The organism is Pseudobacteroides cellulosolvens ATCC 35603 = DSM 2933, assembly GCF_001262605.1.
GTDB lineage: Bacteria > Bacillota > Clostridia > Acetivibrionales > DSM-2933 > Pseudobacteroides > Pseudobacteroides cellulosolvens.
This window is the reverse complement of sequence record NZ_LGTC01000001.1, coordinates 6,449,427-6,469,880: the sequence shown is the minus strand read 5'-3', so window position 1 is coordinate 6,469,880 and position 20,454 is coordinate 6,449,427. Positions and strand designations below refer to the sequence as shown.

Here is a 20,454-nt window from a genome sequence, read left to right as displayed (position 1 = left end):
CATTTTGTAGACACATAGAACATAGAGTATAATAAAACAAAAGGATGGTGTGTCGGAGATGGGAAAAGTTTATGACCAGGCGTATAAGACTGAGATATGTAAAAGGATAGTTGAAGGTGGAGAAACAGTATCGTTTGTTTCTAAAGAAATTGGTATAAGAGATACAACAATATATGGATGGGTATCACGATACCGTGAAAACAGTGAGAAGCCATTTGTCGGTAGTGGTCATATAAAACCGGAAGATGAAGCATTTGAAAAGCTACAAAGGGAAATTAAAGAACTTAAGGAAGAAAACGAAATATTAAAAAAGGCAGCAGCTTACTTCGCAAAAAATCAAAAATAGAAATATACAAGTTTATCAAAGCGGAATCGTCAAATTACAGGATAGCGAAGCTATGCAAAGTGCTTGAAGTTAAAAGAAGCGGTTATTATGCATGGGATAAACGTCTAGAGAGTAAAAGAAGTATTAGGGAAAGAAATCTCACAGAACTTGTAAAGAAAGAATTTTATGAAAATAAGCAGATTCCGGGGTCTGTAAAAATAGCAGAAATGCTTAGCAAACCGGAATCACCAGTAAATCGAAAAACAATTTCAAAGATAATGAGGAATAATGGTTGGAAGTCTTGTGAGTATCTTAAAAGTCTCTTTGGGAGCGGCTTACAAAGCCACATACACGAAAAGTATCAAAAAATAAATTTTTGATACTTTTCGGTAGGCTACTGGAAAAATAAATGAAAGTTTTTCCAGTAGCCGTATGAGTCTAAAAAGATTCTTTGCAGCGGCTGTAAAAACCGCTATGTAGTGAATGCATAACCCTTAAGCCGCTTTTTAGAAGCTTTCAGAGACTCTTATGAGAGACAACAAGCGATAAAAAATATTTTTAATTATATTTTTTAACGCTTTAGGATTGGCAAAAAGACATTGAGTTGTCTTTTTGCCAACCCGTATGTTACATTTCTGGTGCTTACAGGAGGCTTTGTAAGAGCCTGTGAGAATGACAGAAGGACTGCAAGAACTCTTCGAAGACCAGCTAAGTGTTGTCAATAGTTTTTTAGATATAAATCTGTAGTTTTATTATAAAAAGACTTAATAAAAAAGAGCATAACAAAATACATCTGTTATTGTTGATTGACATAAAACAGATGTTTTCTAACACAAAAAGCAACCTTAGAAAATTCGATTTTTAAGCTATTTCTTTATTATTACTTATTGTTCTCTCAGCGAGCATTTTAATATGTTCTTCTGGAGTTCTTAACTCAAAAGGCTTTTTATCACGTAATACAGCATATATAAAAAATACTAACTTATGCATAACTGCCACCAATGCTACCATTTTACGTTTATTGATGCACTTATCATGATAATATTTATAAAGCACAGGATTACATGCCTCTCTATTACTTTTTTTGCCTATACTTGTCAATACTGATGTATATAAAACTTGACGTAACAATCTTGAACCACGTTTAGATATATGGTTTTTAGTTCCTATAAACTCTCCGGATTGACAAACAGATGCATCAAGCCCAAAAAATGCAGTAAGTTTTTTCGGACTGTTAAATCTTCGGATATCTCCGATTTCACCTACTATTGTAGCAGCAGTAAGAGTTCCTATACCTGGAATTGTAGAAAGTAGTCTGATATCTTCACTTACGACAGTAAAACTTTCTGTAACAATATAGTTATTTATGCTTTTCAGTATTTCATCTATTGATTTATTCATGGTTCTTATTATAGAAATATAGTTTTTAAGCATTACAGTATTAGCAAAGCTGCTAATGCTTAAAGGTTGAAATTCTCTTGCTTTTAAAATTAGCAAATCATATTTTTTTGTAGCCCATTTCTCACCCATACCGGATACTTTTGCCATAATATTTATTAAATCTGATTTATCAGCTTTTATTATGTGATCAGGAGTTGGATAATTTTCTAATAATTCAAGGGAAGTTTCGCAGCATAGATCACTAAAAACGTCTTTATAATTAAGCATAATTTGGTCGACTATTCCTATAAGTCTATTTTTATAAGCAGTTCTTTCTCTTACAAGATCATAATATTGTCGACAAAGACACCTGAGTGCTGTAATGTCATCATCAGGTAGATTGGAAGAATTTAATTCTCCCAATCTATATAGTAGTGCTATTTTTTTTGCATCTACTTTATCATTTTTTACTTTTCTAATACTTATGTTTTTGATAGAATTAGTTTGGATAGGGTTGGCTACGACCACTTCATATCCATTGTTATTTAAAAATTTGGAAAGGAGTTTGAAGTAATGACCAGTTGATTCCATGACAATTACTGGCTTTTCATTAAACTCATTTTCTGCTTTTTTAAGTAAATCCAATGCTTTATTAAAATCATCCATACAATGGGTAATCTTCATCCTCTTACACATCTCGTTTGAAGGAGACAGAATAGCCATTTCACTAAAAAACTTTCCTACATCAATACCTGCTACTGGCACATTATTCAATATATAACCTCCCAAATATTTTTTTGAATAGGAGCTTCCATTTATTTTGTAAAGAGCATACAAACTTGCATGTGACACGAGGATCTAATATATAGCCTCAACCAGCCAAATCATATAAACTCATACAAATGGATATTCACTCTTCGAAACAGGTAACCTCTTAAGAATATGATATCTTAAAAAACCCAGCCACTCACACAATAATCCTCCAATTCATAGATTTTATTATATAGTTTGATAGTTGTCATTGTACACCCGTATAACAATGTTATGTTACCTTATCTAAATTGGAAAATCTCCTACTCATTTTTTTCTAACCTAATTGTACAAGTTCTCTTGCAGTGGCTCATAAGCCGCATCAAGTGAAAAACTCAAATATATATTTTTGAGATTTTCACTTGAGATATGAGGAAAGTACTGGTAACATTCCTTTCCCTCATATCGGATGAAGCCTACGAGGTCTCTAAAAAGCGTCCTTTGGAGAAAAGCATTTTTTCTTATCTTTTTTTGTCAAAGTCCCATTGACATAGTCATGATATAGCGGTAGCATTTGCCCGGCTTATGCAGAGGTATTTTCCTCCATAGGCTCATTAGTAGTATTTTGTGGAGGTGTATTTTTTTATGGTAGCTTTATCGTCTGTCAGGAGTCATTGGTTAGATGATTCCCCTGCTATTGTGGTATCCGCTGAGTGGCTTGCCACTTACGGTTTTGAGGTTGGTTCCAGGGTGGTTATTGATGTATCACAGGGTATTATTACTATTCGACCTGTGGATTGTGAGGATGATGCATGAGGGGTTTTGAGAGGTTTTTACATAGGGCTGCCAGACGTTACGGCAGCTCTGCCCGTCATTTCAGGTTGTTTTTCTACATACTGTATATTTTGAAGAAGCGTTGATATAGCTGTGCTTGAAGCTTCCAGCTTTAGTGCAAAGGCTTGTATTTTTTACAGGCTTTTTCAGTAAATCTGGAAGGAGGTTTTATATGAGGGTCTTGATAGCTGGAAGCCGCTTTTATAGAGATTACCAGAAGATTTTAGCTGTTGTCAGAAGCTTGGATATTGATTTGGTCATTGCCGGAGGGTGTAGGGTGCTGATGCTTTGGCTGTTCGTGCTGCTCGTCAGTGCGGCATCAAATATATTGAGTATCCGGCAGATTGGCAGAGGTTTGGCGAAAGTGCCGGACCTATCAGGAATGCCCTGATGCTAAAGATGGAAAAGCCTGATTTGGTACTTATTTTCCATGATGACTTAGCAAGCAGTAAAGGAAGTCGTGACATGCTTTCCAGAGCTATCAAGGCTGGTATTTCTTACAGAGTTTATTCCTGATTTTAAGTGCAAATTTACTGTCAATCAAGGTGTATGCAAAAGCTGCACCTGATATATAACCCTTCCGGCAAGGAATGAAAAAGGCTGTCATGCTCCTTGTAATCTTATACTACGGCTATCATGCCAGCATTCCAATATGCCGGAAGGGTTAACATTAAAGCCCTTACAGAAGTTACTTTATTTAAGGTGGTTTCTGTAAGCGTTTTAATACCTTTTAAAAGCCGGGCTTAATGCTCATTGCGATGCTTTTGTAAAAAAGTGTAACGCTGCAATTAGGGATGCGTGCGTCGTGTTGTGCCTTAAGCTTGTTCTGGTGAGCCAAGCAAAACGGCACTGATATTTAATAGTATTAAACTGTTCTGTTGAATACAAGGGTGAAATCCCCTTGCCGTACGGAGTCAATACCGATGACCATATACCAAATGGTAGGTAGTACGAGCATTAATCTCCCCTGTGCAGGAAGTAGCTGTTGATACAACTTGTACAAAGCGGGGTGAAGTCGTAGCCTGAAAGCCTAAGCTGTCTAACAGTATGGCATATACATGGCACGGATGTCTAGACGAGGCATGGTCAAGGAAATAAACTTGTGTGTGAAGCTTCGTTAAATGCACGCCTAGTGAAAGCTGGGAACTAGGAGAAACGATATTTCACTGCAACCTTGAAATATTGGCTCAAGCCTGAAATGACTTGAGAGGCATCATTTACAACTGTGACTCAAATTGATGCCAAGTTCTCCCGGAGTAAAGCAAGGACCTAAACCTCGGTAAAAACAGGATAAACAGGACGGAACACGAGAAGTTCCATAGGCAGAGTATGACAGTACAATGAAACTTATGGAATGGCAGAGGTATCATAGTAGTCTGAGATTGGGAAAGCCAATTACATGGCGAAGGATACCAGACGGTTAAATTTGAACATATCGTATTGTAAAGTTCTAACCCCTTGAAATATAGGTAGTGTACCATAGGAAACTATGTTCATCAAACACAACTTTACGAGCGAATCGGAACTCAAGATGATCCTTGACAATATCTATAGTCAAAGCCAAAAAGGGAAAAGTTTTAACGGCATACTGGAAGCTGTCTTGAACGAAGTAACGATTATTACTGCAATACACAACATCAAATCCAATAAGGGTGCAAACACACCTGGAATTGACGGAGAAAAAATGGATAAATACCTTCAAATGGATAAAGATCGATTAATAAGCCTTATCCGCAAGAAGGTAAATAATTATAAACCAAAACCAGTCAGAAGACACTATATAAAGAAAAGCAACGGGAAAATGAGGCCGCTGGGTATACCATCAATCTTGGACAGAATCATTCAAGAATGTCTAAGAATAATCATAGAGCCAATAGCAGAAGCAAAATTCTATCCAAAAAGTTATGGGTTTCGACCATATAGAGCTACCAAGCATGCAATAAAAGATATAACCACGATTATTTCATCCCGCTGGAAACAACCTCCAGCAGTTGCAATAGAGGGAGATATAAAGGGTTATTTCGATAGTATATGCCACAGGAAATTACTCAAGAAGCTCTGGAAAATAGGCATTCATGATAAAAGAATACTGGCAATAATCAAGGCAATGCTCAAAGCAGGATATATGGAAAATGATACACTTTACGATACTGAAACCGGAACAGTACAAGGCGGAATTATATCCCCGCTGCTTGCAAATATATACCTGAACGATTTTGATTGGATGGTGGGTAGAATGTACCACTACACCAAACGCAGGAAGAGCAGCAACATTGCTACCGACAGAACAAGGCTGAGAAATGAAGGAATAATACCGAAATTCTTGGTGCGTTTTGCAGATGATTGGATTATATTAACTTCTACAATAAAAGAAGCAACCAGGCTGTTAAAATATCTCAAAAAGTACTTCAAGCACAGATTGAAATTGGAACTTTCAGAAGAAAAAACATTAATAACAGACATGACAGAGAATATGGCGAAATTTCTCGGATTTATGATAAAAGCTGAGCTTCCGAGAAAAACACCTGAAAACCCGAATCCTTCAACTATAGTAGGTAAGTCCTATCCAGATATGGAAAGAGTCAAAACGAAAGTCCGGCAAATTAGCAGTGAACTCAAACAGATAAGGTTCACCGGTAAAAACTCATACTTGCAAGCCACTATAATTGAAAACATAAATGCAAAGATTATAGGTCTTTCAGAATATATCAAACCCTCAATTTGCAGTGCTGCCTTTGCATACATTGACAACGCAATAAACAAGCTTTTACATCCTTTAAAATACTCTTTGGCAAGAAATACTGGCAATATAAAATTCCTCTATGTCAGCTTGCCAACAGACAACAAAGGCATATGAAACGCAAAACAAAAACATTCGCAATTATGCATCGGAATATATACATTGGATTAACAATGGCATACATAACGCACAGCAAATGGGAAAAGTTTTCTTTCAATCAGAGAATGACTCCTTATACTGAAGAAGGAAGGAAGTTATATTTGAAAAACAACGACAAACAATTACCTAAACACAGGCCCCATCTTAATCATAAGGACTTACCAGATATATCAGGTAACTATGAACTAAATAATTTTGAATACCATATGAATAAAGAATACGCTTTTAATAGGGATAAGGGTAAATGCAGAATATGTAGAAACTACTTAAAAACCTACAAAATGCACTGTCATAGAATCAACGAAAGTCTACCGCTGAATAAAATCAATAAAGTTCCAAACCTAGCATGGTTATGCTACAACTGTGACCACTTAGTACATAGCAGACAAAAACCCAAAAGCACTGACAAAAAGATTGTTAAGAAGATTCTTGAATACCAGAATAAATTAAAATAACGATTTGTTCAAGTCCATCAATGTCGTAAGACATTGGTAGGTCGAAAGTCGTGAAGACGAGTAGGTTTAATCGTTGGAAAGCCGTATGCATCGAAAGGTGCCTGTACGGTTTGGAGCGGGGGAAAAGGTGGAGATAACTTCAAAGCCTTACCAATCGCTATTTAAGGTCAATTAATGTACCTTGAAATATGAATAAAGAAGGGATGATTTAATGATGTTACACCCAAAGATGCGGCATGTCTACATTGGTTGCGACGTGCATAAACACCAACACACAGCAGTTTTAATTGATTGTTTTAGTGAAAAACTGGGGGAAATGACATTTCCAAATAGAAAGCAGGACTTTTCCAAGTTGATAAGCTTTGTTAAAAAGCATACAGCCCAAGGAATTACTCCTGTTTTTGCTCTGGAAGATGTATTGGGAAACGGAAGGGAATTGGCAATATTTCTATTAGAAAAGAATTATAAAGTCAAATATGTAAATCCTTCATTGTCCCAATCGGAGAGGAAAAACCAAGCCAGCATAAATAAATCCGACAGTATAGACAGTCAATGTGTGGCAAACGTTCTTTTAAATAAGCTTGATTCCTTGCCGGATGCAGCACCAAACGATTTGCATTGGGCCTTAAATGAGCTTGTAACAAAGAGAAATACACTTGTTAAAAACAATGTTGTTTTAAAGAATCAAACCCATACATATCTAAGCCATCACTATCCAAATTATAAAAACTTTTTCTTCTCGCTGGATAGTAAAACAGCACTGGAATTTTTTAAAGTGTTTCCGTCCCCGTCAAAATTAAAGGGAATTTCCCTTCAAGAACTTACAACCTTTCTAAGTGAGAAAAGCCATCATAACTGTTCTGAGAAAAAAGCACGTCAAATCCTTGATTATGTAGAGAAAGACGGAGACACAACGAATGAATTTCAAGACTTGAGAGATTTTATTGTCACATCATCAATTAAGCAAATCAACGATAATATGGCTATCATAGCAAGTATTGAAGAGAACATGAAAAAACTCATTCCTAAATTTGGCTATAAACTGGAAAGTATGAAAGGCATAAACACAGTGACAGCTGCCGGAATAATATCTGAAATTGGTGATATATCAAGGTTTCCCAATGCTGATGCCCTTGCTGCATATGCAGGAATTAGCCCTATGAGATATTCAACAGGACAGACAAACAAGAATTTCAGCAACAAACTTGGTAACAGGAATCTATATCAAATATTTTTCCAAATAGCTATCTCGGCACTGAGTAACCCCATGGGAAAGCCTACAAATGCTTACTTTTATGAATATTATAAAAAGAAACTTTCAGAGGGTAAAACGAAAAAACAAGGTGCGTCCGTAATGGACTTGAAAGTATCATCCTAAGAGGATTCTGGACTAGAGAGATGTCTGGATGGTCGACTGATTAACCGGAGGTGGAAACGCCATAAGGGAACATAGCATTTCAGTAAAGTGTATACCTTGAAAATTAGCTTACAGGGGGTTATGCGAGACCAATGTGTAATATGGTTAAAGCTAAACTGCCTTAAACCCAGTGCCTTGACCTTAACTTTGGGGGATGTGCGAAGGCTAATTGATAAGCACATGAAAAGATTCTATGAGAATCTCGCTTTGTTGGTTCTCATAATCTCTGAGACTTTTCAAGCGTATAAGAAATACGATAAAGGTACGAACGGGAACCTAAGTTACACGAAATTGTACTTCAAGAACTAAACGGAGATAACCTAAGTCAGCAGAGCTGATATGGTTACAGAGCCACCATAGTAGTCTGAGGAACCTGAATAGACAGGGAAAGCCGTAAAATCGGATACAGGAAAGCTGTCCACATGGCGAAGGGTGGCAGGTTGTTTAATTGAATGAATATGGAGGTATGCGAAATGCAGAAAGCTGATATAGTTCTATCAATACTAAGCAAGAAGTCAAAAGAAAACAAAGAATTTATCTTTGATAGGTTATATAGAAATCTATTTAATCCAGATTTCTATATAACAGCTTACGGAAAAATCTATGCGAAGGAAGGTAATATGACCGCTGGTATAGACGGTAAAACAATCGATGGTTTCAACTATGATATCATTAATGACATAATTGAAAAAATGAAATCTGAGACATATTATCCTATACCAGTTAGGAGAACTTATATTCCAAAGAAAAATGGAAAGTTAAGACCTCTGGGAATACCATCTTTTATAGATAAGCTTGTACAAGAAGTAGTTCGGCAGATACTGGAGTCAATATATGAACCTATATTTTTGGAAACTTCACATGGCTTCAGACCAAATAAAAGCTGCCATACAGCCCTATATCAAATCAAAAACAGGTATAAGGGAACAAATTGGGTAATTGAAGGTGACATCAAAGGTTTCTTTGATAACATTGACCATGATGTTCTTATTAGTCTATTAGGTAAAAAAATCACGGACGGAAGACTTCTGGAATTAATAAAAAGATTTCTTAAGGCAGGTTATTTTGAATTCAATCAAGTAAAAGGCTCTTTGTCAGGAATACCGCAAGGAGGTATAATAAGTCCTATTCTAGCCAATATATACTTGCATGAACTGGATAAGTACATGGAGTCATTAAAAGAACAATATTCCACGTACCAAAATAAAAGAAAGTATAACCCTGCATACTCACAACTTGAAAAGGCGAGGCACAATGCAAGACGAAGAGGCGATAATAAAACTGCTAAAGAAATACTAAAACAAATGTATACTCTACGTTCATTAGACCCTATGGACCCTGATTATATAAGGGTCAAGTACACAAGGTATGCCGATGACTTTGTTGTATGTATAATTGGAAGCAAGAAGTTAGCAGAGGAAATAAGAGATAAAATAAAAGAACTACTTAATACTAAACTAAAATTGGAACTTAACATGGATAAAACCATTATAACAAACTTAACAACAGAAAGAGCAAGATTTCTTGGATTTGAGATTTCCAAAACTACCAATTGTACTTTTACAAAGAAAAACACACTCGGTTATAAAAGAAGGACACTGAACGAGACAATACAACTTTTAGTTCCAAACGACGTGATTAATAAAAAACTGGAACCTTTCAGAAAGAATGGTAAACCCACTCATCACTGCAATAGGATAAACCTGACCATTGCAGATATAATTGGCAAATACAATTCAGAAATTAGAGGCATGTACAACTACTACAGGATTGCAACGGATGTAAGCTCCAAAATAGGAAAGTACAAATACTACCATTATTCCAGTATGGCAGCAACTATAGCAAGAAAGGAAGACAGTTCGATCACAAAGGTTATAAAAAAATATGGAATGGATGTGCCCAGGAAACACGGCACAGGGACTCGTAAAATAATTGGTGTAAATTATGAGACTAAAGCAGGAAGTAAAACCATGACATATTTTATCGAGCCACTAATATACATAAATCAGCCCATAAAGTGGATAAAGGAAACCAATGAAATCTACTATAAAAAACCTTTAGTTATCAAAAGGTTGGAGAATTGTAAATGTGAACTTTGCGGAATACAAAATAGCACTCCTGGAGATTTTGCAGTTCATCACATTAAAAAACTTAAAAGCCTAAAAGACAAATACTCTAAGGCAAATATGATAACTCCATATTGGGTACAAAGAATGATTGAACTGAATCGTAGAACTTTAATAGTGTGCAAAAAATGCCATAAAGACATCCATTTTGGAAAAGAAATATAGATAAATCGATTGACTTTACACTTAGAAACAGCTGGCGAGCCGGATACATTGAAAGGTGTAAGTCCGGTTCTGAGGGGGGACGCAGAAATCTACTTGGTAAAACAAGCAAGACGCTGTTAGTCCTACCCTACGGATCAAATGTATCATGAGAAAGCTGGTAAATATCATTTATAAAATGATGCGGGATAAATCAGAATACAGAGAGCCACTGATACCAACTGATAATAGCATCCAATAAAATGGGTGCTATTGAAATAATCTTAATATATAATAGAAGAAACAGAAATATATAGCACATATAAGGAAAAGGTTATGAAGTCAATTTAGTAATCTAAGAGGTGCATAAAATGGTATTGTTTATTTTTTTATAATAGCTGGTCTTGTACTTATTACCAATTCCTTATTAAGACCAAATAACATATATAATAATTTGAAGGTTAAATCACTTATAAATCTTACAGGAAATATTGGTAAGATTATTATAAGGGTGATATTCCTAGTACTAGGTTTAATTTTTCTAATTTCAGGTATTATGGGAATATTAAATTAGATTTTATATTAAGAAGTTCCCAGAGAGGAACAGAACACTGGATCATAAATGCAGAACTTGATTAATAAATAATTCATTTACACCTATATGGAAAGCCATTAAGGAATATCAGGGGTGCCACATAAGTCTAACCTATTTACAAATTTATTTTTCGTTTTTCGTTAGTGTTTTTTGCTTTTGATATGGATTGAAGACTAAAGGAAGTAATTCTCAATTTGCAACAAATACAAAAAATGATTTTCAATATTTTAAAGTATATGTTTTTAGCATTCTACGGAGCTGCTGACGGAGTGAATCCGGGCATTCCGTCAGCAGCTCCGTAGAAGTAAGCGTCAAATACAAGCAGACATATAGGCATCTCAATTAAATAATATCAATATCTTTTCCTACCAAGCCATTCATCCAGAGCCTTAGATATTTCAACCCTAAACTCTTCATCTGGTAGACCAAGATCAGTTCCACGCTCATATGTCTGATCTATTGTATGGGCAAACCAGTCTGCAAATCTGGCGTCCTCAAGCTCCATATGAGGAAAATGCTCTATCACATAAGCAGAATAATCCAAATCAAAAAAATAACGCTCTATTTCACCATTTACGAAATCAGAGATGAATTCAACCATAAATGAAGTGTGCTTTTTGTAACTCATTTGTCTTCCTCCCATGCATATTTTTCGGGTGCTGTTCCTTTTGGTTTTGGTATAAACACGTTGGATGGTATTTTATCGCTGCCAGGCAATAAATCTTCAATTTTTGTTACATATCCTGATTTTCCAAGGTTAGGAGCGTTTGTAAGAATCCATGATAAATATTCAAATGGATTTAAGCTGTTTTCGATTGCGGTCACGATCAGGCTATAATAAATTGCGCTTGCCTTTGCACCGTTAGGTGTATTGGAAAAAAGCCAATTTTTGCGCCCGATAACAAAAGGTTTTATACTCCGTTCTGCACGGTTGTTTGAAATTTCCAACCTGCCATCAAGCAGATATCTTTCAAGATACTTTCGTTGGCTCTTTGCATAATATGCCGCTTTTCCAAGTAGTGTATTTGGTAATGCATTCAATTGTTCCATCCAGCTAAAAAATTCATTTATCAGAGGTTTGGACTGCCTTTCGCGCTCTTTATGCCTGTTTTCTGGGGACAACGAAGCAAACTGTTTCTCGAGATGAAACAGCTTATCACAATATTCTACTCCTTTGGCAGCATTTGAACCAGACTGTTTGTCCTTTGGCAAGATTTTCAACGCATCAAAAAGCTTCCTCCGCAAATGAGCCAGGCAGCCAACTACCATAATGTTTTCCGGTAATTTATGATACCCATCGTATCCATCTGCGTGGATATATCCAGAAAAATCTTTTAAAAATTTTTGTGGATGTATATGCTTCCTGTCTGGTTGGTATTCATAAATCACAATCTGGTGCTTTGCCTCTCCACTGGTTCGGAACAGCCACATGTAACTCTTTGACTGTGGCGTTTTTCCCGGTTCTTTTAGCACTTGTATAGCACTTTCATCTGCATGAAGTACATCATGTTTGCACAATCTATGTTTCATCACCAGATATATTGGCTCCAGCCAGTCCTCAGAAGCCTTGATGAGCCAATTAGACATAGTTTGGCGTGAAAGCATGATTCCATTTTGCTTCCACTCCTGCTCTTGTCGGTATAATGGCGATGCCATCATGAATTTCTGTGATGCAATATGGGCAATTGTATCTGGAGAAGCAAATCCGCCTTTTATAACAGGCTCAGGCATATCCGCCTTAATAATCGGTACATGATCAGAGGTGCTTTCACATTTCCGACAAGAGTAAACGTATCGTACATGGCGTATAATTACTGCTTTGGCAGGAATAATCTTTATTTCTTCACGTGTTTCTTTTCCCATTTCATGCAACTCGCTGCTGCATTCCGGACAGAAACGCTCTGTTTTCGGCAATTCGTGTTCAATTACCTCTATAGGTAGATCGTCAGGAAGTTTATCAGTTATTAAGCGGCTTTTTTTGCGATGATAAGCCTTCACCTCAGTAAACCCAGGTTGTGATATAGTCAAATCTGAAGTCGCTTCTGCTTCGTTGAAAAGGCACATCTGGTCTACTGTGTTATGTTCGCTAGATGCACAATATTTCTTATGCTTTGAAAGACGAAACTGCTCCATCAGCCACTGGTTTTGCTGCTTTAGTTGCTCGTTTTCTTCCTTTAATTCTTTTATTATTCTGATGAAATTTTCTGTTGGATTTTCTTTTGTTTTCATAAGAGAATTATACCACAAAACCCGCATAATTCCAAGGTTTTAAGGCATATTTCAATAGAATATTTTTAAGTTATTTGTCTTTCAAAAACTTCGTTTCTCTTAAGCTTTTTTTCTAATCTGGCACCATCAATTAGGCAGGTCAATTCGTTAGCATTAAGAATCATGGTTTTGTCATTTCCTTCAGCAGGCCAGCGAAAACGCCCTCGTTTACGTAAAGATTAACGTAAACGAGGTTATGTTAAGACTTTCGTTATGTAAAGAAAAGCACAAGAATGAAATGTTTAAGCGGAAGTCTTAACGTATATCTTTACATAATAAACTAAATATTGTAATCATAAGTCATCGCAATAAATAAAAAACGAGGAGGCGTTGATTTATGCAAACTGATGTGAAACGGTTGATTGAATTATGCCGTGAAGAACTGGAAACTAGGGATTATAGCGAAGACTATAAATGCCGTATTTCCAAGGCATGGGACACTCTTGTGGAGTGGATGGATACCAATCATGTATCAGAATTCGATACGGATGTGGGAAATGCTTTTTGTGATAGAAAAGTTGGTACTCATCTGCCGAACAAAGACCTTATCAAATCTCAAAGGGTTTATGTCAGGGCTATCAGGATGCTCATATCTCATCAAAATGAAGGGAGCATCGAAGACCATGCTCCTAAAACAGAGCACGTTTTTTTAGGAGCACTAGGCGACACTATAAAGCAATATATTGATTACATGGCAAATGTTCTTAAGAGAAAGAAGTCGACCATTAAAGGCAATGAATACTGCTTGTTCCTGTTTTACACTTTTCTAAAATCTCATGGGTATGAAATAAAAGACATCAATTTTGACATTATCGAGGATTTTCATCATGAACAGGGATATTCAATGAATACGCTGCATACCTGTGCAGGGATAATCCGTCGATTTCTGAAATACTTATACGAGTCATGTAAAATTGAAAAGGACTATTCGATTTATGTGGTTCCGGACAACTATCGAATCAGGGAAAGTAAGCTTCCCTCTGTGTATACCGAAGAAGAAGTTCGGAAAGTTTTGTCGTCCGTTGATCGTTCTTCCATTATCGGGAAGCGGGATTATCTCATTCTTATACTTGCTGCTGAATATGGCTGGAGAAATGGCGATATCCGCCATTTCAGGTTGGATCAAATAAATTGGGACAAAAATGAAATCTGGTTTTATCAAGACAAGACCGATGTACCAGTATCATTTCCGCTTCTCGCATCTGTTGGGAATGCTATTATTGACTATTTGAAGAACGGGAGGCCAGCCACATCTGTGTCGGAAGTAATACTGTCCGTCAAACCGTCGAGAAAATCCATGCCTCTATCGGCTCAGGCTGTCAGTCACATCGCAGCAATGTATTTTGGGAAATCAGGGATATCCTCATTAAATGCCCGTCACAGGGGAACACATGCATTTCGCCATAGCCTTGCGTCAAATATGCTTAGAAAAGAAGTTCCTCTACCAGTAATTAGCGGTGTTCTTGGTCATAGCTCTACAGAAACAACAAAGATTTATCTTAAAGTGGATTTTAAGCAGTTGAAGAAATGTGCCATTCCCATGCCGGAAAACAACTCTCCTTTCTATAAAAAAGGAGGAATCTGGTTATGAGAAAGATAAACCCATATGTACTAAAGTCTGTTTTCGCCGATGAAATGCGGAACTACCTTGACATAAAAGTATCCCATGGCTTTCAGATGACAAGCTATTTTTATCAACTGAAGATATTTGATCAATTCTGTATAGAACGAGGTATAACTTCTCCGGTATTCACAATGAAGGATGCTCATGCCTGGATACAGGCAGATGGCGATGAAGGAGATAGAAGGTATTGTGGTCGTCTCAGTATTGCAAAAAACTTTCTCACTTATCTTAACGCTAAGAATTATGATGTGGCAATACCTGACTCTGTACCGTATAAAGGTTCGGATTTTAAGCCGCACATTTATACGGATGATGAAACCACACGGTATTTCAACGCAATCGATCGTTATTATACGGCAAGAGCTAAAATCAATTCGATACAGTTTCCTGTTATGTTCAGGCTTTTTTATTGCTGCGGAACAAGGCTGAACGAAACCTTGGGCATTCGGTTAAAAGATCTCGATCTTAAAGAAGGGATCGTCCGCTTGTGTGAAACAAAGAACCATAAAGAGCGATTCATTGTATTGGGTGACGACCTCTTGGAACTGATGATTGCCTATGCGGACAAGTATTTTTATCAGCTTGACGGAGATGATTTTATTTTCAATTCAAGAATAGGTTCCCGTTACAGTAAAGATAGAATCTACACCATACATAGAGAGACGTTGCAGTATGCTGGAATCCCCTATTTAGGAGACAAGGAAGGTCCTCGAATTCATGACTGGCGCCATACTTTTGCGGTTAGGTCGTTCAAGAGGATGATTGATTCCGGGATGGATATGTACACTTCCCTCCCAATCTTAAGCACCTATCTCGGACACAAAAGCATCTATGACACTGAAAAATACCTCCGTCTCACGATGTCAATATATCCTTACATTGAGGAGAAATGCAGGTGTCAGATGGAGTATGTATTTGGAATTGTGGAAAGGGGTGATTTCAGATGAAGAACACAGATTTTGCTTTCTGCCTTAATAAATTTTTTGTCAGATACCTCCCAAGCGTAAAAGGGAGCAGTCCTTCAACGATTGATTCCTACAGGTACTCATTCATAAATTTTCTTGAATACTTACAGGAAACATCGAAAATCAAAGCAAATAAAATTAAGATAAGTGACCTCTCTTATGAAAACGTGTGTGGTTATCTAGATTGGCTTGAAGAATGCAAGCACAACGGGCCTAATACCAGGAATCAGCGACAGGCAGCCATAAACTCTTTTGTAAGATTCCTTATGATGGAGCAACCGGAATATATGAATGAATATCAGCGTGTTTTGGCGATTCCTGTCAAAAAAATCCTTCGGCCGGAAATCTCATATGCAAAAACAGATGGCATAAAGTTGATGATGAACCTGCCAGATGCCACAAGTGCCATGGGATTGAGGGATTATGTCATTCTGGCAATTCTTTACACTACCGGCATAAGGGTAAGCGAGTTGATTTCCATTGAGGTCAAGGATTTATCTTTATATGAACCAGAGACGCTGCTGGTTCATGGAAAGGGCAATAAATACCGATACGTTCCGCTAATGAAGTATTTGATCCCTTCAATCAATAGGTATCTCGATGTACTTGGATACAATCGACCAGGAAGGGAAAATGAATGGCTTTTGAAAAATCATATGAAAAAGCAATTTACACGGCAGGGAATAAACTACATAGTTTCAAAGTATACATTGCTAGCAAGGTCTCAGAATCCGGGCTTGGTTCCGAAAGATTTCAGTCCTCACAAGATAAGGCATAGTTCAGCTATGGGGCTTGTGGATGCTGGTGTCGATCTTATCTATATCCGCGACCTGCTCGGACATGTCAGCGTAAAAACGACGGAAGTCTATGCGAAAACAAATGCACAGCTAAAACGCAAAGCAATAGAGGCAGCAGGAAATGAAATAATACTAGATGAATTGCCTGAATGGGAATCAAATACGTAAGCGTCAAATACAAGCAGACATATAGGCATCTCAATTAAATAATATCAATATCTTTTCCTACCAAGCCATTCATCCAGAGCCTTAGATATTTCAACCCTAAACTCTTCATCTGGTAGACCAAGATCAGTTCCACGCTCATATGTCTGATCTATTGTATGGGCAAACCAGTCTGCAAATCTGGCGTCCTCAAGCTCCATATGAGGAAAATGCTCTATCACATAAGCAGAATAATCCAAATCAAAAAAATAACGGTCTATTTCACCATTTACAAAATCAGAGATGAAATCAATCATAAATGATGTGTGCTTTTTGTAGTTCATTTGTCTTCCTCCCAGGCATATTTTTCAGGTGCTGTTCCTTTTGGCTTTGGTACAAACACATTGGATGGTATTTTATCGCTGTCAGGCAATAAATCTTCAATTTTTGTTACATATCCCGATTTTCCAAGGTTAGGGGCGTTTGTAAGAATCCACGATAAATATTCAAATGGATTTAAGCCGTTTTCGATTGCTGTCACGATCAGGCTATAATAAATTGCACTTGCCTTCGCACCGTTAGGTGTATTGGAAAAAAGCCAATTTTTTCGCCCGATAACAAAAGGTTTTATACTACGTTCTGCACGGTTGTTTGAAATTTCCAACCTGCCATCAAGCAGATACCTTTCAAGATACTTTCGTTGGCTCTTTGCATAATATGCCGCTTTTCCAAGTAGTGTATTTGGTAATGCATTCAATTGTTCCATCCAGTTAAAAAATTCGTTTATCAGAGGTTTAGACTGCCTTTCACGCTCTTTATGCCTGTTTTCTGGGGACAACGAAGCAAATTGCTTCTCGAGATGAAACAGCTTGTCACAATATTCTACTCCTTTGGCTGCATTTGAACCAGGCTGTTTGTCCTTTGGCAAGATTTTCAACGCATCAAAAAGCTTCCTCCGCAGATGAGCCAGGCAGCCAACTACCATAATGTTTCCCGGTAATTTATGATACCCTTCGTATCCATCTGCGTGGATATAGCCAGAAAAATCTTTTAAAAATTTTTCTGGATGTATATGCTTCCTGTCTGGTTGGTATTCATAAAGCACAATCTGGTGCTTTGCCTCTCCACTGGTTCGGAACAGCCACATGTAACTCTTTGAGTGTGGCGTTTTCCCCGGTTCTTTTAGCACCTGTAGAGCACTCTCATCTGCATGAAGCACATCATGTTTGCACAATCTATGTTTCATTGCCAGATATATCGGCTCCAACCAGTCCTCAGAAGCCTTGATGAGCCAATTAGACATAGTTTGGCGTGAGAGCATGATTCCATTTTGCTTCCACTCCTGCTCTTGTCGGTATAATGGTGATGCCATCATGAATTTCTGTGATGCAATATGGGCAATTGTATCTGGCGAAGCAAATCCGCCTTTTATGACAGGCTCAGGCATATCCGCCTTAACAATCGGTACATGATCAGAGGTACTTTCACACTTCCGACATGAATAAACGTATCGTACATGGCGTATAATTACTGCTTTGGCAGGAATAATCTTTATTTCTTCACGTGTTTCTTTTCCCATTTCATGCAATTCACTGCTGCATTCCGGACAGAAACGCTCTGTTTTCGGCAATTCGTGTTCAATTATCTCTATAGGTAAATCATCAGGAAGTTTATCAGTTATTAAGCGGCTTTTTTTGCGGTGATAAGCCTTCACCTCAGTAAAACCAGGTTGTGGTATAGTCAAAACCCCAGTCGTTTCCGCTTCGTTGAAAAGACAAATCTGGTCTACAGAGTTATGTTCGCTGGATGCACAATATTTCTTATGCTTTGAAAGACGAAACTGCTCCATCAGCCACTGGTTTTGCTGCTTTAGTTGCTCGTTCTCTTTCTTTAATTCTTTTATTATTTTGATGAAATTTTCTGCTGGATTTTCTTTTGTTTTCATAAGATAATTATACCATAAACCCCCCATAATTCCAAGATCTTAGGCATATTTCAATAGAATATTTTTAAGTTATTTGTCTTTCAAAAACTTCGTTTCTCTTAAGCTTTTTTTCTAATCTGGCACCATCAATTAGGCAGGTCAATTCGTTAGCATTAAGAATCATGGTTTTGTCATTTCCTTCAGCAGGCCAGCGAAAACGCCCTCGTTCCAGACGCTTAAAGTACAACCAAAATCCATCGCCGTCCCATTCCAAGATCTTCAGTCTGTCTCTGCTTTTGTTACAAAAAACAAATAGTGCATCATCAAAAGGATCCAAGGAAAAACTCTCCTTTACCAGCATCGTCATACCGTTAATGGATTTTCTCATATCGGTATAACCACAACATAGATATACAGATTTATCACTCCATCTTATCATAGCGACCTCAGTGTACAACAAGCTTTTTTTAGAAGTTCAGTATTGGTCTCGGACGTAAAAGTTATATGAAAGCCATTAATTTCAATGTCCAAAGATTCTTTTATGTCTTGCATTTGTTTAGATTCCAGCTGCATCCATCCGCTTGGCACAATATTTCTTGACTCTTCAGCCTTAGCAAGCTCAGTGCAAGCCTCACTTCGTAACTTCTTTTGCCAGTAAAAGTATTTGTTTTTGCGTATGCCTGTAGACTCACAGAAATCCTTGATACTTTGCCCACTTTCCTGTTGTGCCTGAATTACTTGTGCCCATTGTGATAATCGATATTCTTCTGCAACTTTTTGTGTATTCATACAATCACTCCATTTCTGGTTGAAAAAGTTTCATTACTTTTTAGACTTTTTCAACCTAATCATTCGTGATTATATCAGCTTTGTACTTGTTATACTATGTGATGATGTAATTTACGCTTACTCAAATACCGATTTAAAGTCATGGCTGAAAAGTCTTGGCACGCGTAAAATCTGACATCTATTATGTAAAGATATATGTTAAGACTTCCGCTTAAACATTTCATTCTTGTGCTTTTCTTTACATAACGGAAGTCTTAACATAACCTCGTTCCAGACGCTTAAAGTACAACCAAAATCCATCGCCGTCCCATTCCAAGATCTTCAGTCTGTCTCTGCTTTTGTTACAAAAAACAAATAGTGCATCATCAAAAGGATCCAAGGAAAAACTCTCCTTTACCAGCATCGTCATACCGTTAATGGATTTTCTCATATCGGTATAGCCACAACAGAGATATACAGATTTATCACTCCATCTTATCATAGCGACCTCAGTGTACAACAAGCTTTTTTTAGAAGTTCAGTATTGGTCTCGGACGTAAAAGTTATATGAAAGCCATTAATTTCAATATCCAAAGATTCTTTTATGTCTTGCATTTGTTTAGATTCCAGCTGCATCCATCCGCTTGGCACAATATTTCTTGACTCTTCAGCCTTAGCAAGCTCAGTGCAAGCCTCACTTCGTAACTTCTTTTGCCAGTAAAAGTATTTGTTTTTGCGTATGCCTGTAGACTCACAGAAATCCTTGATACTTTGCCCACTTTCCTGTTGTGCCTGAATTACTTGTGCCCATTGTGATAATCGATATTATTCTGCAACTTTTTGTGTATTCATACAATCACTCCATTTCTGGTTGAAAAACATTTTTATTAATGGATTATATAGTACTTCACTTTTCAAAGTGCAAAAGAAGGCTTTTATTGAAAAACAGCTCCATATGTTTTAAAATGGAGCTGTTTTTTTGAGCTACGGTATTTGTTCCACCGCTTACTACTCTTAGCTGCAAAGTACATTAATTCAAAAT

General features: G+C 37.1%; 19 protein-coding genes and 1 pseudogene. 11 read left to right on the top strand and 9 right to left on the bottom strand.

The features are described 5' to 3' along the window. Positions 1-58 precede the first annotated feature (58 nt). Positions 59-346, top strand: coding sequence for a transposase (locus Bccel_RS26795; protein ID WP_036944978.1), 288 nt, complete (start codon positions 59-61; stop codon positions 344-346). Between the two features lie 59 nt (positions 347-405). After that, complete coding sequence (locus Bccel_RS26790; RefSeq protein ID WP_050753918.1) at positions 406-705, top strand: IS3 family transposase; 300 nt, start codon at positions 406-408, stop codon at positions 703-705. Positions 706-1,186: 481 nt separating this feature from the next. Here the strand turns inward: Bccel_RS26790 and Bccel_RS26785 are convergent, their stop codons facing one another. Then, on the bottom strand, positions 1,187-2,479 hold the full coding sequence (locus Bccel_RS26785) for an IS110 family RNA-guided transposase (RefSeq protein ID WP_036944977.1): 1,293 nt from the start codon (positions 2,477-2,479) through the stop codon (positions 1,187-1,189). A 621-nt stretch (positions 2,480-3,100) separates the two neighbouring features. On the opposite strand from Bccel_RS26785, the gene Bccel_RS29325 reads away from it, so the two are divergent. From Bccel_RS29325 to ltrA (Bccel_RS26760), 6 genes are all read left to right on the top strand, one after another. After that, entirely contained in the window at positions 3,101-3,271 is a 171-nt protein-coding gene (locus tag Bccel_RS29325; RefSeq protein WP_081927205.1) for a SymE family type I addiction module toxin, read from the top strand. 306 nt (positions 3,272-3,577) lie between these two features. Beyond that, positions 3,578-3,805, top strand: a complete 228-nt coding sequence (locus Bccel_RS29910; protein ID WP_152966102.1) for a hypothetical protein — start codon at positions 3,578-3,580, stop codon at positions 3,803-3,805. 973 nt (positions 3,806-4,778) lie between these two features. Next, positions 4,779-6,146 (top strand): group II intron reverse transcriptase/maturase, encoded by a 1,368-nt coding sequence (ltrA, locus tag Bccel_RS26775; protein WP_242853190.1) that lies wholly within the window; start codon positions 4,779-4,781, stop codon positions 6,144-6,146. A gap of 56 nt (positions 6,147-6,202) precedes the next feature. Then, positions 6,203-6,643 carry a hypothetical protein gene (locus Bccel_RS31875; RefSeq protein WP_242853189.1) on the top strand — a complete coding sequence of 147 codons (441 nt, stop codon included), beginning with the start codon at positions 6,203-6,205 and terminating at the stop codon, positions 6,641-6,643. Between the two features lie 211 nt (positions 6,644-6,854). Continuing rightward, on the top strand, positions 6,855-8,021 hold the full coding sequence (locus tag Bccel_RS26770; RefSeq protein WP_081927203.1) for an IS110 family RNA-guided transposase: 1,167 nt from the start codon (positions 6,855-6,857) through the stop codon (positions 8,019-8,021). A 512-nt stretch (positions 8,022-8,533) separates the two neighbouring features. Further along, the gene (ltrA, locus tag Bccel_RS26760) at positions 8,534-10,351 is read left to right on the top strand and encodes a group II intron reverse transcriptase/maturase (protein ID WP_050753915.1); all 1,818 of its coding nucleotides are present in this window, start codon (positions 8,534-8,536) and stop codon (positions 10,349-10,351) included. Between the two features lie 923 nt (positions 10,352-11,274). Here ltrA (Bccel_RS26760) and Bccel_RS26755 read toward each other — a convergent pair. Then, positions 11,275-11,550, bottom strand: coding sequence for a hypothetical protein (locus tag Bccel_RS26755; RefSeq protein WP_050753569.1), 276 nt, complete (start codon positions 11,548-11,550; stop codon positions 11,275-11,277). Next, on the bottom strand, positions 11,547-13,151 hold the full coding sequence (tnpC, locus tag Bccel_RS26750) for an IS66 family transposase (protein ID WP_050753914.1): 1,605 nt from the start codon (positions 13,149-13,151) through the stop codon (positions 11,547-11,549). The genes Bccel_RS26755 and tnpC (Bccel_RS26750) overlap by 4 nt, the downstream gene beginning before the upstream one ends. A 376-nt stretch (positions 13,152-13,527) precedes the next feature. On the opposite strand from tnpC (Bccel_RS26750), the gene Bccel_RS26745 reads away from it, so the two are divergent. From Bccel_RS26745 to Bccel_RS26735, 3 genes are read left to right on the top strand one after another with little or no spacing between them, the layout of a single operon-like run. Further along, complete coding sequence (locus tag Bccel_RS26745; protein WP_050753566.1) at positions 13,528-14,781, top strand: tyrosine-type recombinase/integrase; 1,254 nt, start codon at positions 13,528-13,530, stop codon at positions 14,779-14,781. Between the two features lie 44 nt (positions 14,782-14,825). Beyond that, positions 14,826-15,761 (top strand): tyrosine-type recombinase/integrase, encoded by a 936-nt coding sequence (locus tag Bccel_RS26740; protein WP_242857024.1) that lies wholly within the window; start codon positions 14,826-14,828, stop codon positions 15,759-15,761. Further along, complete coding sequence (locus tag Bccel_RS26735) at positions 15,758-16,744, top strand: tyrosine-type recombinase/integrase (RefSeq protein WP_050753913.1); 987 nt, start codon at positions 15,758-15,760, stop codon at positions 16,742-16,744. Before Bccel_RS26740 ends, Bccel_RS26735 begins: the two co-directional genes overlap by 4 nt. Before the next feature lie 44 nt (positions 16,745-16,788). On the opposite strand, the gene Bccel_RS26730 is transcribed toward Bccel_RS26735, so the two are convergent. The 6 genes and pseudogenes from Bccel_RS26730 to tnpA (Bccel_RS32725) all read right to left on the bottom strand — a co-directional run. Continuing rightward, positions 16,789-17,064, bottom strand: a complete 276-nt coding sequence (locus Bccel_RS26730) for a hypothetical protein (protein WP_036944604.1) — start codon at positions 17,062-17,064, stop codon at positions 16,789-16,791. Continuing rightward, entirely contained in the window at positions 17,061-18,665 is a 1,605-nt protein-coding gene (gene tnpC / locus Bccel_RS26725; protein ID WP_050753038.1) for an IS66 family transposase, read from the bottom strand. Before tnpC (Bccel_RS26725) ends, Bccel_RS26730 begins: the two co-directional genes overlap by 4 nt. 64 nt (positions 18,666-18,729) lie before the next feature. After that, positions 18,730-19,083, bottom strand: a complete 354-nt coding sequence (tnpB, locus tag Bccel_RS26720) for an IS66 family insertion sequence element accessory protein TnpB (protein WP_050753039.1) — start codon at positions 19,081-19,083, stop codon at positions 18,730-18,732. Continuing rightward, the gene (gene tnpA, locus Bccel_RS26715) at positions 19,080-19,433 is read right to left on the bottom strand and encodes an IS66 family insertion sequence element accessory protein TnpA (protein WP_050753040.1); all 354 of its coding nucleotides are present in this window, start codon (positions 19,431-19,433) and stop codon (positions 19,080-19,082) included. Before tnpA (Bccel_RS26715) ends, tnpB (Bccel_RS26720) begins: the two co-directional genes overlap by 4 nt. A 238-nt stretch (positions 19,434-19,671) precedes the next feature. Then, entirely contained in the window at positions 19,672-19,914 is a 243-nt protein-coding gene (gene tnpB, locus Bccel_RS26710; protein WP_082225170.1) for an IS66 family insertion sequence element accessory protein TnpB, read from the bottom strand. After that, positions 19,911-20,216: pseudogene (gene tnpA / locus Bccel_RS32725) on the bottom strand (IS66 family insertion sequence element accessory protein TnpA); the annotation flags it as partial. The gene tnpB (Bccel_RS26710) and the pseudogene tnpA (Bccel_RS32725), both read right to left, overlap by 4 nt. Positions 20,217-20,454 lie beyond the last annotated feature (238 nt).

Excerpts from the sequence above, each read along its gene's own strand:
- Bccel_RS26795 (WP_036944978.1), top strand. The coding sequence starts at position 59 with ATGGGAAAAGTTTATGACCAGGCGTATAAGACTGAGATATGTAAAAGG.
- Bccel_RS29325 (WP_081927205.1), top strand. The coding sequence starts at position 3,101 with ATGGTAGCTTTATCGTCTGTCAGGAGTCATTGGTTAGATGATTCCCCT.
- ltrA (WP_242853190.1), top strand. The coding sequence starts at position 4,779 with ATGTTCATCAAACACAACTTTACGAGCGAATCGGAACTCAAGATGATC.
- Bccel_RS31875 (WP_242853189.1), top strand. The coding sequence starts at position 6,203 with ATGGCATACATAACGCACAGCAAATGGGAAAAGTTTTCTTTCAATCAG.
- Bccel_RS26770 (WP_081927203.1), top strand. The coding sequence starts at position 6,855 with ATGATGTTACACCCAAAGATGCGGCATGTCTACATTGGTTGCGACGTG.
- ltrA (WP_050753915.1), top strand. The coding sequence starts at position 8,534 with ATGCAGAAAGCTGATATAGTTCTATCAATACTAAGCAAGAAGTCAAAA.
- Bccel_RS26755 (WP_050753569.1), bottom strand. The coding sequence starts at position 11,550 with ATGAGTTACAAAAAGCACACTTCATTTATGGTTGAATTCATCTCTGAT.
- tnpC (WP_050753914.1), bottom strand. The coding sequence starts at position 13,151 with ATGAAAACAAAAGAAAATCCAACAGAAAATTTCATCAGAATAATAAAA.
- Bccel_RS26745 (WP_050753566.1), top strand. The coding sequence starts at position 13,528 with ATGCAAACTGATGTGAAACGGTTGATTGAATTATGCCGTGAAGAACTG.
- Bccel_RS26740 (WP_242857024.1), top strand. The coding sequence starts at position 14,826 with ATGCGGAACTACCTTGACATAAAAGTATCCCATGGCTTTCAGATGACA.
- Bccel_RS26735 (WP_050753913.1), top strand. The coding sequence starts at position 15,758 with ATGAAGAACACAGATTTTGCTTTCTGCCTTAATAAATTTTTTGTCAGA.
- Bccel_RS26730 (WP_036944604.1), bottom strand. The coding sequence starts at position 17,064 with ATGAACTACAAAAAGCACACATCATTTATGATTGATTTCATCTCTGAT.
- tnpC (WP_050753038.1), bottom strand. The coding sequence starts at position 18,665 with ATGAAAACAAAAGAAAATCCAGCAGAAAATTTCATCAAAATAATAAAA.
- tnpB (WP_050753039.1), bottom strand. The coding sequence starts at position 19,083 with ATGATAAGATGGAGTGATAAATCTGTATATCTATGTTGTGGTTATACC.
- tnpA (WP_050753040.1), bottom strand. The coding sequence starts at position 19,433 with ATGAATACACAAAAAGTTGCAGAAGAATATCGATTATCACAATGGGCA.
- tnpB (WP_082225170.1), bottom strand. The coding sequence starts at position 19,914 with ATGATAAGATGGAGTGATAAATCTGTATATCTCTGTTGTGGCTATACC.